We start from the raw sequence: 13,154 nt of genomic DNA on the forward strand, positions 1-13,154 counted from the left end.
CGCGGTGGGCGCCGTCGGCGAGGCTGCGCACGAAGGCGAGGACGTCGTCGACGGGCTGGCCGGCGGCGATCTTCTCGACGATGGCCGAGCCGACGACCGCGCCGTCGGCGACGCTGGCGATGGCTTCGGCCGACTCGGGCGTCTTGATGCCGAAGCCGACGATGACGGGGATGTCCGTCGCCGCCTTGATCCGCGCCACCTCGGGGCCGACGTCGGTCGCCCGGGCGCTGGCGGCGCCGGTGATGCCGGTGATGGAGACGTAGTAGACGAAGCCCGACGTGTTCTGCAGCACCCGCGGCAGGCGGGCGTCGTCGGTGGTCGGCGTGGCGAGGCGGATGAAGTTGAGACCGGCCGCCTGGGCGGGGATGCAGAGCTCGTCGTCCTCCTCGGGGGGCAGGTCGACGATGATCAGCCCGTCGACGCCGGCCTCGCGCGCGTCGGCGAGGAAGCGGTCGACGCCGCGGCTGTAGATCGGGTTGTAGTAGCCCATCATCACCACCGGCGTCGTGTCGTCGCTCTCGCGCAGGGCGCGCACCAGCTCGAGCGTCTTCTCCAGCGTCTGCCCGGCCTCGAGCGCGCGCTGCCCGGCGAGCTGGATCGTGGCGCCGTCGGCCATCGGGTCGGTGAAGGGCAGGCCGAGCTCGATGATGTCGACGCCCGCGCCGGGCAGGCCGCGCACGATCTCGAGCGACGTCTCGTAGGTGGGATCGCCCGCCATGACGTAGGCGACGAACGCCTTGCGGCCCTCGGCGCGGAGGCTTTCGAACTTGGCGTCGATGCGTGTCATCTGGTGTCGTCCCCCGGCCTGATCGGCGGTGGTGTGCGGCATGGCGGCGCGGAAATCAAGCGGCGCCGTGCCGCGGTGGCCGCCGGCCGGGTTGCGTTGCATCGCCGTCATTCTTTGCGCATATGTCTGGCCGAAACAGGCGGATTTTGGAGGCGCCCATGCGCATCGCGGTACTCGGCGGAGACGGTTTCGTGGGCTGGCCCACCTCGCTGCACCTGTCCGATCTCGGACACGAGGTCACCATCGTCGACAACCTGTCGCGGCGCTGGATCGACACCGAGCTCGGCGTGCAGTCGCTGACGCCGATGGACTCGATCCAGGAGCGCTGCCGGATCTGGTATCAGGAGACCGGCAAGCGCATCAATTTCCACCTGCTCGACCTCGCCAAGGAGTACGAGCGGCTCAAGCAGTGGCTCGCCGAGACGAAGCCCGACGCCGTCATCCACTTCGCCGAGCAGCGCGCCGCGCCCTATTCGATGAAGAGCGACCGTCACAAGGTCTACACCGTCGACAACAACGTCAACGCCACCCACAACCTGCTGACCGCGCTGGTGGAAACGGGCATCGACGCCCACCTCGTCCACCTCGGCACGATGGGCGTCTACGGCTATTCCAGCGTCGGCGCGGCGATCCCCGAGGGCTATCTCGACGTCGAGGTGGAGACGCTGTCGGGCGACAAGGCGCGCCAGGAGATCCTGTATCCGACGCGGCCCGGCTCGGTGTATCACATGACCAAGAGCCTCGATCAGATCCTGTTCCAGTTCTACGCCCAGAACGACGGGCTCAGGATCACCGACCTGCACCAGGGGATCGTCTGGGGCACCCACACCGACCAGACCCGCCGCCACGTGCAGCTGATCAACCGCTTCGACTACGACGGCGATTACGGCACCGTGCTCAACCGATTCCTGATCCAGGCCGCCATCGACTACCCGCTCACCGTGCACGGCACCGGCGGCCAGACCCGGGCCTTCATCCACATCCAGGATTCGGTGCGCTGCGTCGAGCTGGCGCTGGCCAACGCGCCGGCGGCGGGCGATCGGGTCAAGATCTTCAACCAGATGACCGAGACCCACCGGGTCCGCGACCTGGCCGAGCTGGTGGCGTCCAAGACCGGGGCCGAGGTCGCCTACCTGCCGAACCCGCGCAAGGAGGCCGCCGAGAACGAGCTGGTGGTGAAGAACGAGCAGTTTCTCGCGCTCGGGCTCGAGCCGACGACGCTGGCCGAGGGGCTGCTCGACGAGGTGGTCGAGGTGGCCCGCAGGTACGCGCACCGGATCGACCGCAAGCGGGTGCCGGCGGTGTCGGCGTGGACGCGGGAAATCGCCAAATCGGTGGACACCGACCCGGAGGCGACGCGGCTGAAGCCGGCCTCCTGAGCGAGGGCCGGCCCGCGCGCCCTCAGGCGGGCTGGTCGGGCTTCTGGGCGATCATCCAGCGGACGCCGAACCGGTCGGTCATGGTGCCGAAGAGCGGTGCCCAGAAGGTCGGCTCGAGCGGCATCCGGATGTCGGCCCCCTCCGACAGCGCGTCCCAGACCCGCCTGGTCTCGGCCTCGTCGTCGAGCTCGACGTGGATGTTGACGCCGTTCATCGCCGGGGTCTCGCCCGAGGGGTCGTCACTGCCGTAGAGCCAGCCCTCGCCGATCCTGACGGCGCCATGCATGACCGCGTCGGTCGGCATGTTCGGCATCTGCGCGCGGGTCTCGTCGGGCATGTCGGCGAAGTTCATGAACTCGGGCGGGGCGCCGAAGGTCTGCCCGTACCGCTCGAAGGCGGGACGGCACTGGTCCTTGAAGAACACGTAGGGAATGGGGTGCATGGGGCCGTCTCCTTGTCGTGGATGAGTCGCAGCTGCAGCATAGCACGGGCGCGGTTGCGGCGGGCCGAGGAAGCGCCTAGACACCCAGCGTTCGAGACAGAAGGGTGCGGATCATGGGCTTTCGAATGGGGATCGTCGGGCTGCCGAACGTGGGCAAGTCGACGCTGTTCAACGCGCTGACGCGGACCGCCGCGGCGCAGGCCGCGAACTTCCCGTTCTGCACGATCGAGCCCAACGTGGGCGAGGTCGCCGTGCCCGACGCGCGGCTCGACAGGCTCGCGGCGATCGCCCAGTCCAAGCAGATCATCCCGACGCGCATGACCTTCGTCGACATCGCCGGGCTCGTGAAGGGCGCGAGCAAGGGCGAGGGGCTCGGCAACCAGTTCCTCGCCAACATCCGCGAGGTCGACGCCATCGCCCACGTGCTGCGCTGCTTCGAGGACGGCGACGTCACCCACGTCGAGGGCCGGGTCGACCCGGTCGCCGACGCCCAGACCATCGAGACCGAGCTGATGCTGGCCGACCTCGAGAGCATCGAGCGGCGGCTGCAGAACATCGTGCGCAAGGTGCGCGGCGGCGACAAGGAGGCGGTCCAGCAGGAGCGGCTGCTGAAGGCGGCGCAGGCGGTGCTGGAGGACGGCCGGCCGGCGCGGGTCGTCGAGGTCGACGACGAGGACCAGAAGGCCTGGAAGATGCTGCAGCTGCTGAGCACGAAGCCCGTGCTCTATGTCTGCAACGTCGAGGAAGAGGCGGCGGGGACGGGCAACGCCCTGTCGGCCGAGGTCGCCGAGATGGCGGCGGCGCAAGGCAATTCCTCGGTGGTCATCTCGGCCAAGATCGAGGAGGAGATCAGCCAGCTCGAGGCGGAGGAGGCGGAGATGTTCCTCTCCGAGATGGGGCTCGAGGAGCCGGGGCTCGACCGGCTGATCCGCGCCGGCTACGAGCTGCTGCACCTGCAGACGTACTTCACCGTCGGCCCCAAGGAAGCGCGCGCCTGGACGATCCGCGAGGGCACCGCGGCGCCGCAGGCCGCCGGCGTGATCCACGGCGACTTCGAGAAGGGCTTCATCCGCGCCGAGACCATCGCCTACGACGATTTCGTCGCGCTGGGCGGCGAGCAGCCGGCCAAGGAGGCGGGGAAGATGCGCGCCGAGGGCAAGGGCTACGTCGTCAAGGACGGCGACGTGCTGCATTTCCTCTTCAACACCTGACGCCTCAACGCTTTGGCAACGTCTTCGCGGTAGGCACGGTGGTGTGCCGGCTGCGAAGGAGGTGTGGCGATGGGTTGTTAGATATTCTTCAGGCCGATCGGTCCGGATTCGCCCTCGGGCAAGGCGCGCAGGCTGCCGAACAGGTGGGTGACCTCGCCGCTCTGCGCGGTGCGCACCTGCGCGTGGATCTCGCATAGCAGATCGAGCCCCTCCGGCCCGTCGAGCCGGGCGCGCGCGGCGACGGGCAGGGCGTCTCGCTCGGCTTTCGCCAGCAGGCCGGCGACCATCTCGCGCTCGTCGGGGTGCAGGCGCTCGGTCAGTGCGTTCAGCGAGGCCGGCGTCGCGTCGTCGACGCCCAGCAGGCGGCGCAGGCCGTCGCTCCAGCGGCTCTCGCCGTTGGCGGTGTCGTGGATGAAGTGGCCGAACTCCAGCCGGTCCTCCAGCGCGGCCTGCTCGCGGCCAAGCAGCTCCGCCCGGATCAACGGCGCCGTCTCGCGGAACACGCCCACCATGTAGGCCGGCTCGCCGTGACGGTCGCGCACCAGCGCCCCCGACGCCTCGACATGCGCGACCCGCCCGTCCTTGCGCAACAAGCGCGCCTCGTAGCTGAAGGGAGTCCCGTCCTGCAGGCAGGCATCGAACATCTCCGCCACCCGCGGCGCATCGTCGGGATGGTAGGAGCCGATGGTCTCGCTGAGCCCCGGCTCGCTGTCGCCGTGCCCGAGGCCGTAGATCTCCGCCACCCGCCCCGACCAGGCGAAGCGGCCGGTGCGCAGGTTGTAGCGCCAGTGGCTGGCGCCCGACATGTCGCGGATCAGGTCGGAGAGCGCGTCGAAGGTCAGCATGTCGACTTCGACCACGGTGATCATCTGCCCCATCAGCTGGCCGAGGCTGTCGGTATAGGGCGTGAAGGTGATCGCGTAGGCGATGCCGCCGCTCTCGAGCGAGAGCGTGCGCGGCGTGCGCAGCTTGAAGACCTCGCTGGCGATCTTGGTCAGCGACGGGAACTCCGGCGGCAGGGCGCATTGCGACAGGTGGAAGCCGGTGGTGGGCAGCCGTCCGATATCGAACATCTGCAGCGCCCGGTCCGACGCGCGGCGGACGATCAGCGCCTGGTCGACGACGACCACCACGTAGGGCGAGGCACACAGGATCGCCGCGAGCTCGGTCGACACCCGCTGCAGCTCCGCGGCGTTGACCTGCATCTCCTCGTTGACGGTGATCAGCTCCTCGTTCGTCGCCTGCAGCTCCTCGTTCGAGGTCTCCAGCTCCTCGTTGGTGGCCTGCATCTCCTCGTTCGTCGATTGCATCTCCTCGTTGACCGACTGCAGCTCCTCGTTGGAGGTCTGCAGCTCCTCCACCGTCTGCTGCAGCGCCTCGCGCGTCGAGCGCATCTCCGCCTCGATCCGCGACACGTAGGCGGTGCGCTCGTCGGCGCTGAGGCTCTCGATGTCGGTGCGCTCCGACCGCTCGAGCCGGGTGTGGATCGCGAACAGGCAATGGTCCTCGCCCCCCGACGGGCTGGCGACGGGGAAGCAGAGCAGCCGCGCCCGGTTCGCCCCCACCGTCTCGAAGTCGTGCCAGCGCCCGGGCCGCATCTCCCGCGTCTTGAGCGCGATCGCCATCAGGCTCGTCGCCTCGTCGCGGATCGTCGCGCTGAGCAGGCGGAGGTTGAGCGACAGCGCGCTCTGCTCCGTCACCTGGATGAAGCGCGAGATGTCCCCGAAGACCCGCACGATGTCGCCGTTCTTCGTCGCCAGGAACCCGTTCGGCGCGACCGAGCGGGCGAGCGCGTCGAACATCGTGCCCTCGTCCTGCGCCTTCACGTCGCGCGGGTCGGCGGCGCGCGCGAGCGCGGACTGCCCGCCGCCCGACCCGAGCGAGCCGAAGCTCGGCCGCTGTCCGCTGCGCCGCTTGCCGTAGATCTTGTCCGCCCTCGCGCGCGCCTCGAACCAGGTGTCGAGGTTGCCCACGCTCTCGGCGGTGCCGAGGAACAGCAGCCCGTCGGGCGCGAGCGCGTAGAGGATGCGATTGAGCACGCGCTCCTGCAGGCTCGCGTTGAAGTAGATCAGCACGTTGCGCAGGCTGACGAGGTCGACCTTGATGAACGGCGGGTCCTGGAAGATGTTGTGCTTGGAAAACAGCGTCACCGCGCGCAGCTCGCTGCTCACGGTCAGCTCCGAGCCCGAGATCACGAAGTACTTCTCCAGGTACTCGCGCGGCACGTCCTGGACCACCGAGATCGGGTAGACCCCGCGCCGGCCGACCTCGAGCGCCCGCTCGTCGATGTCGGTGGCGAAGATCTGCAGCTTGTTCTTCTGCAGGCTCGCGGGCCCCCCGAGCGCCTCGGCGACGAGGATCGCGATCGAGTAGGCCTCCTCGCCGGTGGCGCAGCCCGCCACCCAGATCCGCAGCTGCGGCGCCTCGCGCCCCCCGATCAGCCGCTCGATCTCGCGCCGGAGCTGGCGGAATTGCTCCGGGTCGCGGAAGAAGCGGGTGACGGAGATCAGCAGGTCGCGGTGCAGCGCGTCGACCTCCTGCTCGGAGGCGCGGCAATGATCGACGTACTTCTCGTAGTCGTCGATCCCCAGCGCAGCCATGCGGCGCGTGATCCGCCGGCTGATCGTCGTCTCCTTGTACTCGCGGAAGTCGACGCGGGTGCGCGCGTGCAGGATCTGCAGCAGGTCGGCGATCTTCGAGGGCTCCTCGTTGAGCCGGCGCAGCGAGTCGAAGTCGCGCGGCGAGGCGAGGATCTTGTCGAGATGCTGGCCGATCTGCTCCGGCGTCAGCGTCAGGTCGACGCAACCGGTCTCGATCGCCGAGGCGGGCATGCCGTTGTACTTCGCGCTCGCCGGGTCCTGCGCGATGGTGATGCCGCCCGCCTCGCGGATCGCCTGCACGCCGTAGCTGCCGTCGCTGCCGGTCCCCGACAGCACGATCCCGACGCACTTGTCGCCGCACTCGGCCGCGAGGCTCTTGAACAGCCGGTCGGCCGACGGCTTGGGCGCGGCCGGGTGCCCCGACGGCTCGCTCAGCCGCAGCCGCCCGTCCTCGAACGTCACGTCGGAGTTGGGCGGGGTGACGTAGATCGTGTCGCCGAGAGGCTCGGTGTCGTCGCGCAGCTCGGCGACGGGCAGGTCCGTCTCGTGGGCGATCAGCGTCGACAGCAGGCTCTTGTGCGTCGGCGACATGTGCTGGGCGATGACGTAGACGGCGTTGGCGCTTTTGGGAATGTTCTGCATCAGCAGCGACGCCGCCTCGAGCCCGCCGGCCGATGCCGCGATCCCGACGAAACGCAGCGGAGGCGTCTGCGCGTCTGCGTCGCTGTCTCTCACCGAAACGACATCCGGTCTACTCTTCCCCACAACCTGTCGTTGCGAGCCTAGACCGTCGGACCGCAGGGGGGAAGGGGGCGAAAAGCGGAAACCGGCGTTGCTCCGGCGCGGCGGCGCGGCGTTAACGGAATCTCAACCAATGGGCGGCCTAATGATGCGCGGTGGGATCGGAGGCAGATATGGACAAGGTCGCGGATCGTGGCCTGAAGCCGACGTTCAGCAGCCTGGCGCTGACGTTCGAGCCGGATGGCGGGGAATTCAACCTACAGGCCGTCACGGTGGCCGAGGGCGATGCCCGCATCGCCATCACCTTCGCCGACGCGCGCCCCCTCGCGGGCACGCTGCGCGACCATCCCGCCCGCGCGATGCGCCGGCTGCTGCTGCGCGCCGAGCAGCCGACCGGCATCTGGAGCTTCCCAGACGAGCGGGTCGTGCTGCGCGAGCTGATCCTGTCGGAGCCGCGCCTGATCGTCTCGCGCCGCAGCACGGGCGCCAGCCTCTACGTGCTGCGGTTCCAACGCTTCTTCGGCCAGCTGCTCGGCCTGTTCGACCCGGCCGCCAGCATCGCCAACCCGCTGCGCGTCCAGCTCGACGAACTCGCCTTCCGCACCATCGAGAGCGCCATGCTGCCGCTCTTCAACATCGCCGAACATCTCGAGCGCGGCGAGACGGGCGTGCTGCCGGAGGAGGCACTGCAGGAGCTCCTGCAACAGCTGCGCACCCGCATCGACAACCTGCACCTGCACTACCTCGTCCTCAGCCAGGCCCTCGCCCACGGCCGCCCCGCCGCCTCCGCTAGGCTCAGCCAGGACCTCATGGACCTGGTCGAACCCGACGCCCCCGAGCCCGAGACGACGACGTGACGCCAACGCGCCGCAGCGGTCAACAAAGCCCTTGTGCCAGTGGGGGCCAGCCGATAGGACCGTCCGCGGAGACGTGGCCGAGTGGTCGAAGGCGCTCCCCTGCTAAGGGAGTAGGCGGGAAACCGTCTCGAGGGTTCGAATCCCTTCGTCTCCGCCATCACCGCCCATCGCCGGAAGATCAGCGACGCCCGAGCCGCCGCCCGCCGGCCGCCGCCCGCCGGTGCCGCAGGCGGCGAGGTTCCCCGGCGGCTCAGATGTCGAAGGCGGAGGGCAGCACGACCATGTCGCGGATGGTGACGTTGCGCGGGCGCGACAGGGCGAAGACGACCGCGTCGGCCACCTCGGAGGGCTCGATCAGCGCGCCCTCGTCCTTCGCCCTCTGCAGCCGCTCGGCGGGCCAGTCGGCGAGCAGCGCCGAGACCACGGGGCCGGGCGACACCTGGCCGACGCGGATGCCCTTGCCGAGGAGCTGGCGGCGCATGGTCTGCACGAAGCAGGTGATCGCCCATTTCGAGCCCGAGTAGACCGGCTCCCACGGGATCGCCGCGTGGCCGGCGACGGAGCAGGTCACCATGATGTCGCCGCTGCCGCGCGCGCTCATGTGGGGGATCACGGCGTGGACGTTCTTCATCACGGCGTTGACGTTGAGGTTGAGCATCCGGTCGATGGTCGCCGGGTCGGTCTCGGCGAGGTCGCCGCCGATGTAGGTGCCGGCGTTGCAATGCAGGATGTCGATGCGGCCGGCCTTGTCGAGGATCTCGGGGACCATCGCGTCGCAGCTGTCGCGGTCGAGCAGGTCGGTCACCTGGGCGATGCAGCGCGCCCCGTGGCGCTCGCTCAGCGCGCCGAGGGCGTCGGCGTCGCGGTCGACGAGCACCACCTTAGCGCCCTGGGCGAGCAGCGCCTCGGCGGTGGCGAGGCCGATGCCCGAGGCGCCGCCGGTGATCGCGGCGACCTTGCCGTCGAATGTCTGGGCCATGTGCAGATGTCCTTGTCGCTCAGTGGGTGATGTAGCCGCCGTCGGCGACGAGGGTGGCGCCGGTGACGTAGGAGGCGGCGTCGGAGGCGAGGAACAGCGCGCAGCTCGCCATCTCCTCGGGCGTGCCGAAGCGGCCCATGGGCGTGTTGTCGGCCCAGACCTTGCTCATCTCGGGGTGGTCCATGCCGCCTTCGGCCATGCGGGTGCGGATGTAGCCCGGCGCGAGCGCGTTCACCCGGATGCCGCGGCCGGCATATTCGAACGCCATCACCGTCGTCATCTGGTGGATCGCCGCCTTGGACGAATTGTAGGCGACCTGCAGCTGCGGCTTGTTGGCGACGAAGCCGGAGATCGAGCCGATGTTGACGATGCTGCCCGCGCCCTGCGCGAGCATCGGGCGCACGGCGGCGCGGGCGACGCGGAACGGCGCGATCAGGTTGGTGTCCATGATCCGCGCGAGGCGGTCGTCGTCGAAGTCGTGGAAGGCGCCGCCGTCGGCCACGCCGGCGTTGTTGACGAGTATGTCGAGGCGGCCGAACTCTTCCAGCGTCGCGGCGACGAGCGCGTCCGGGGTCGCCGGGTCGGTGATGTCGCCGGCGGTGAAGGCGTGGCCCTCGGCGACGAGCGCGCGGCTGTCGTCGGTCTCGGAGCGCGCCGAGAGCATGCAGCGCGCGCCGGCCTCGGCCATGGCGCGGGCGGTGGCGAGGCCGATGCCCCGGTTGCCGCCGGTGATGAGGGCGATCTTGCCGTCGAGGCGGAAGCGGTCGAGATACATGGTCGGGCTCCTGGGGTCAGTTGCCGTGGCAGGCGGCGTGATAGGTGGCGAGCGAGCGGGTGACGCGCGCGATCAGCAGCGCCTCCGGGTCGAGCGGGGCGTCGGCGAAGGCGGCGGCCTCGGGCAGGTGCTGCCAGAACAGCGGCAGCGGCACGCGCTGCCCGGCGAGCGCGGCGAACAGGCGCTCCACGGCGGCCTTGGCCTCGGGGCGGCCCCAGTAGTAGCGGATGCGGTCCGAGAGCGAGTAGTGCCGCAGCACCTGCCGCTCGGTGGGCTTGCCGGGATAGTGGCGCTGCCAGTCTGCGGGCTCGGCCAGCATCAGCCGCTCCATCGCCGCCTTCAGTGGCCGCTCGCCGTAGCCCGCCACGAGATCGGAGGCGATCAGGTCGAGCCCGTAGAGCGCCTCGCGCAGCACGAAGGTCAGCTCGGGGCCGACCTTGAGGATCGCGAAGCCGTCGGCCACCAGCTCGGTGAGCGGGGCCTCGCCCTGGTAGTCGGTCGAGTGCGCCTCGTAGACGAGGCCCGGCATGTCGGAGAGCGCGGCGACGAGCGGGCGGGCGGCGGGGCGGTCGTAGCGGATGACGTTGGCGTTGCCGAACTCGACGCCGGGCTGCACCACGAGGCCGAGCACCCGCGCGAACGCCGCCTCCAGCCCTTGCGCGGCGAAGGTCTCGCGGTGGACCTCGTAGGTCCGGCGCGCGGCGTCGGGGTCGGTCGGGGGCACCGTCGTGAGCGTGTGGTCGGCGCCGCCGGGCGGGGGGACTTCGGTGCCGATGATGTAGCGCGGCGGCTCTGCGCCCGCGGCGGCCTCGGCGCAGGCGGCGAGGCGGGCGGCGCGGGTCGCGGTGGTGGCGTCGTCGAGCGCGGCGGGCTCGCCAGCGCAGCCCATCGAGCAGTCGAGGTGGATCTTGGTGAACCCCGCCGCCACGTAGGCGCGCACCATCTCCTCGGCCTCGGCCATCGCCGCCTCGGCGGGCCGGTCGCGCCAGGGGTTCGGCCCCAGGTGATCGCCGCCCAGCACGATCTGTCCGGCCGGGCAGCCCTCGCGCCCGGCCAGCTCGCGCACCAGCGCGGCGAAATCGGCGGGGCGCAGGCCGGTGTAGCCGCCCTGGTGGTTGACCTGGTTGCAGGTCGCCTCGATCAGCACCGTCGCGCCGGTCTCCGCACCGTGGCGCAGCGCGGCGCGCAGTACGAGCGGATGCGCCGAGCAGACCGAGGTGATGCCGACGGGCGCGCCGGCGCGGTGGCGGGGGGCGAGGTCTTCAAGCGTGGCGCGGCTCATGGTTGGGTCTCCCGAATGAAGTCGTCGAACTGGGCGCGGGTGCCGGCACCCTCCATCGGCCCGCGGACGGTGACGTTGCGCGCGCCGGCGGCGCTGGCATAGGCGAGCGCCGTCTCCAGCGGCATCCCGAGACGGCGGCAGGCGACGTAGGCGCCGCCGAAGCAGTCGCCCGCGCCGGTCGGATCGAGCTCGGTGACGGCGAAGGCGGGGGCCTCGACGCGGCTGCCGTCGGGCAGGAAGGCCGTGGCCCCGTTTGCGCCGCGCTTGAGGACGATCTCGCCGACGCCGCGCGCGAACAGCGCCGCGACGGCCGCCGCCTCGCCGCGCACGCCGGCGGCCAGCTCCAGCTCCTCGCCCGAGGGCAAGAGCAGGTCGGCGCGGGTCACGAGGTCGGCGAAGCGCGCCTCGGTCGCGGCGTCGAGCGCCAGCTCCTTGCGGAGGTTGGGATCGAGCGAAAGCGTGCCGCCGCGGGCGGCGACGATGTCGACGGCGCGCGCGATCACCTCGACCGCCGCCGGCATCGAAAGCGCCGAGCCCATCACGTGCAGGTGCCCCGCGCGCGCCATCAGCTGCGCCGCCGCGTCGCTCCAGCCGAAGCGTGCGGCGGCGGAGGTGGCGATGTTGAAGACGAAGTCGCGGCTGCCGTCATCGCGGTAGCGCACGAAGGCGCTGCCCGTGGGCCAGTCCGGCACGGTCGCGACGGCGGAGACGTCGACCCCGTCGGCGCGCAGCCGCTGGAGGGTCATGCGGCCGAAATCGTCGTCGCCCACCGCGCCCACCATCGCCGCCGCGCCGCCGATCCGGCCGCACTGGTCGATGAAGATCGCCGGCGCGCCCGAAGGGTAGGGGCCCATGAGCGGCTGCGGCGCGGTGAAGCCGGTGCCGACGGTGGTGGCGACGATCTCCACGAGGATCTCGCCCACGGCGACGGTCGGGCCGAGGCTGTCGGGTGCGAGCGGCATCAGGGCTCCTTTGCCGTTTGGGCGCCGAGGATCAGCTCGGCGGTGACGTCGTCGGTGACGAGGGTGTCGATCAACCCGGCGCGGGCGGCGGCGACGATGATGCCGGCCTTGTGCGGCCCGGCGGCGGCCATGATCTTGTGCGGCACCCGCGCGACGGTCTCGATCGGGATGCCGACGGTGCGCGCCGCGATCGGGTGGTCGATCAGCCGCCCCTCCGCATCGAGGAACTGCCCCAGCACGTCGCCGATGCCGCCGGCAGCGCGCAGGGTCTCGGCGTCGGTGCCGCTGGGGAGGCCGTTGGCGATCAGGAACGAGCGGGGCGAGATGTCGCTGGCGGTCAGGATGGCCATGTCGAGGGTTTCGAACTTGGCGAAGTGATCGCTGAAGAGCGGCTGGCTGAGGAACGACTCCCGCTCGACCCCCTCGGCGAGGAAGACCGGCGCGGCGAGCAGCGAATATTGCGCGCCGAGCCGCTCGGCGAGGCCGGAGGCGATGGAGAACGAGTTGAACGCGGTGCCCCGGCTGGTGCCGCCGAGCATCGAGACCACCTCGAGGTCGGGGTAGGACAGGCGGGGCAGGCGGCGCACGGCGCTCTCGATGCTCATCCCCCAGCTGACGCCGATCCGCTCGACCGGCCGCTCGCGCAGCAGCTCGCCGAGATGGGCGGCGAGCCCGGCGCCGACGCCGTTGTGATAGTCGTAGTGTTCGCGGTCGGCCGGGACGACCAGCGCCTTGCCGATGCCGAGCGCGCCGCAGAGCTCCTGCTGCATCTCGAAGCGCGGCAGGAACGGCGACAGGATCTCGATCCGCACCATCCCGCGCGCGCGCGCCTTCTGGATCGCTTGGTTGACCCGCAGCCGCGTCACCCCGAGCAGCCGCGCGACCTCCGCCTGCGTCCGTTCGTTGATGAAATAATGCCAGCAGACCTCGCTGATGAAGGCGTCGCCGTCCTCCTGCGCATCCCTCGGCATGCCGTTCCTCCGCGTCTCGCCCGGCGTCGTTCCTCGCCGCGACCGCCCGCCGGTCGAACAGGTGTCACGTATCCCATACATCTGCAAGATCCGCTGTTGCATCGCCACCCGACCGGTTGCATCAACTGTGCCAACTCTGGCGCCATAATCGCCGCCCTCTCTCACCAT

11 protein-coding genes and 1 tRNA gene are annotated in these 13,154 nt (G+C 70.6%); 4 read left to right on the forward strand and 8 right to left on the reverse strand.

Annotated elements, in window-relative coordinates:
- Nucleotides 1-787, reverse strand: a 787-nt coding sequence (trpA, locus tag OG2516_RS14555; RefSeq protein WP_040616085.1) for a tryptophan synthase subunit alpha, incomplete at its 3' end; no start/stop codon positions are given.
- Between the two features lie 158 nt (nucleotides 788-945).
- Here trpA and OG2516_RS14560 point away from each other — a divergent pair.
- Entirely contained in the window at nucleotides 946-2,166 is a 1,221-nt protein-coding gene (locus OG2516_RS14560; RefSeq protein ID WP_040615892.1) for an NAD-dependent epimerase/dehydratase family protein, read from the forward strand.
- Between the two features lie 22 nt (nucleotides 2,167-2,188).
- Here OG2516_RS14560 and OG2516_RS14565 read toward each other — a convergent pair whose 3' ends face one another.
- A complete protein-coding gene (locus OG2516_RS14565) occupies nucleotides 2,189-2,608 on the reverse strand; it encodes a VOC family protein (RefSeq protein WP_007256472.1) in 420 nt (139 codons plus the stop codon).
- Between the two features lie 113 nt (nucleotides 2,609-2,721).
- Between OG2516_RS14565 and ychF the strand changes: the two genes are divergently transcribed.
- Nucleotides 2,722-3,819, forward strand: a complete 1,098-nt coding sequence (gene ychF / locus OG2516_RS14570; protein WP_040615895.1) for a redox-regulated ATPase YchF — start codon at nucleotides 2,722-2,724, stop codon at nucleotides 3,817-3,819.
- A 77-nt stretch (nucleotides 3,820-3,896) separates the two neighbouring features.
- Here the strand turns inward: ychF and OG2516_RS14575 are convergent, their stop codons facing one another.
- Nucleotides 3,897-7,154, reverse strand: coding sequence for a chemotaxis protein CheB (locus OG2516_RS14575; protein WP_007256474.1), 3,258 nt, complete (start codon nucleotides 7,152-7,154; stop codon nucleotides 3,897-3,899).
- 179 nt (nucleotides 7,155-7,333) lie between these two features.
- Between OG2516_RS14575 and OG2516_RS14580 the strand changes: the two genes are divergently transcribed.
- On the forward strand, nucleotides 7,334-8,017 hold the full coding sequence (locus OG2516_RS14580; RefSeq protein WP_007256475.1) for a hypothetical protein: 684 nt from the start codon (nucleotides 7,334-7,336) through the stop codon (nucleotides 8,015-8,017).
- Between the two features lie 67 nt (nucleotides 8,018-8,084).
- Nucleotides 8,085-8,174 (forward strand) — tRNA-Ser (locus OG2516_RS14585).
- Nucleotides 8,175-8,267: 93 nt separating this feature from the next.
- Here OG2516_RS14585 and OG2516_RS14590 read toward each other — a convergent pair.
- From OG2516_RS14590 to OG2516_RS14610, 5 genes are read right to left on the reverse strand one after another with little or no spacing between them, the layout of a single operon-like run.
- Nucleotides 8,268-8,996 carry an SDR family oxidoreductase gene (locus OG2516_RS14590; protein WP_007256476.1) on the reverse strand — a complete coding sequence of 243 codons (729 nt, stop codon included), beginning with the start codon at nucleotides 8,994-8,996 and terminating at the stop codon, nucleotides 8,268-8,270.
- Nucleotides 8,997-9,015: 19 nt separating this feature from the next.
- A complete protein-coding gene (locus OG2516_RS14595; protein WP_007256477.1) occupies nucleotides 9,016-9,771 on the reverse strand; it encodes an SDR family NAD(P)-dependent oxidoreductase in 756 nt (251 codons plus the stop codon).
- Nucleotides 9,772-9,787: 16 nt separating this feature from the next.
- On the reverse strand, nucleotides 9,788-11,053 hold the full coding sequence (locus OG2516_RS14600) for a D-tagatose-bisphosphate aldolase, class II, non-catalytic subunit (protein ID WP_007256478.1): 1,266 nt from the start codon (nucleotides 11,051-11,053) through the stop codon (nucleotides 9,788-9,790).
- Nucleotides 11,050-12,015 (reverse strand): tagatose kinase, encoded by a 966-nt coding sequence (locus OG2516_RS14605; protein WP_007256479.1) that lies wholly within the window; start codon nucleotides 12,013-12,015, stop codon nucleotides 11,050-11,052. The genes OG2516_RS14600 and OG2516_RS14605 overlap by 4 nt, the downstream gene beginning before the upstream one ends.
- A complete protein-coding gene (locus OG2516_RS14610; RefSeq protein WP_007256480.1) occupies nucleotides 12,015-12,986 on the reverse strand; it encodes a sugar-binding transcriptional regulator in 972 nt (323 codons plus the stop codon). The genes OG2516_RS14605 and OG2516_RS14610 overlap by 1 nt, the downstream gene beginning before the upstream one ends.
- Nucleotides 12,987-13,154: the final 168 nt, after the last annotated feature.

The sequence above is a fragment of the Oceanicola granulosus HTCC2516 genome, assembly GCF_000153305.1.
Lineage (GTDB): Bacteria > Pseudomonadota > Alphaproteobacteria > Rhodobacterales > Rhodobacteraceae > Oceanicola > Oceanicola granulosus.

Bases quoted from the DNA above. Each gene is read 5' to 3' on its own strand.
- OG2516_RS14560 (WP_040615892.1), top strand. From the start codon at position 946: ATGCGCATCGCGGTACTCGGCGGAGACGGTTTCGTGGGCTGGCCCACC.
- OG2516_RS14565 (WP_007256472.1), bottom strand. From the start codon at position 2,608: ATGCACCCCATTCCCTACGTGTTCTTCAAGGACCAGTGCCGTCCCGCC.
- ychF (WP_040615895.1), top strand. From the start codon at position 2,722: ATGGGCTTTCGAATGGGGATCGTCGGGCTGCCGAACGTGGGCAAGTCG.
- OG2516_RS14580 (WP_007256475.1), top strand. From the start codon at position 7,334: ATGGACAAGGTCGCGGATCGTGGCCTGAAGCCGACGTTCAGCAGCCTG.
- OG2516_RS14590 (WP_007256476.1), bottom strand. From the start codon at position 8,996: ATGGCCCAGACATTCGACGGCAAGGTCGCCGCGATCACCGGCGGCGCC.
- OG2516_RS14595 (WP_007256477.1), bottom strand. From the start codon at position 9,771: ATGTATCTCGACCGCTTCCGCCTCGACGGCAAGATCGCCCTCATCACC.
- OG2516_RS14600 (WP_007256478.1), bottom strand. From the start codon at position 11,053: ATGAGCCGCGCCACGCTTGAAGACCTCGCCCCCCGCCACCGCGCCGGC.
- OG2516_RS14605 (WP_007256479.1), bottom strand. From the start codon at position 12,015: ATGCCGCTCGCACCCGACAGCCTCGGCCCGACCGTCGCCGTGGGCGAG.
- OG2516_RS14610 (WP_007256480.1), bottom strand. From the start codon at position 12,986: ATGCCGAGGGATGCGCAGGAGGACGGCGACGCCTTCATCAGCGAGGTC.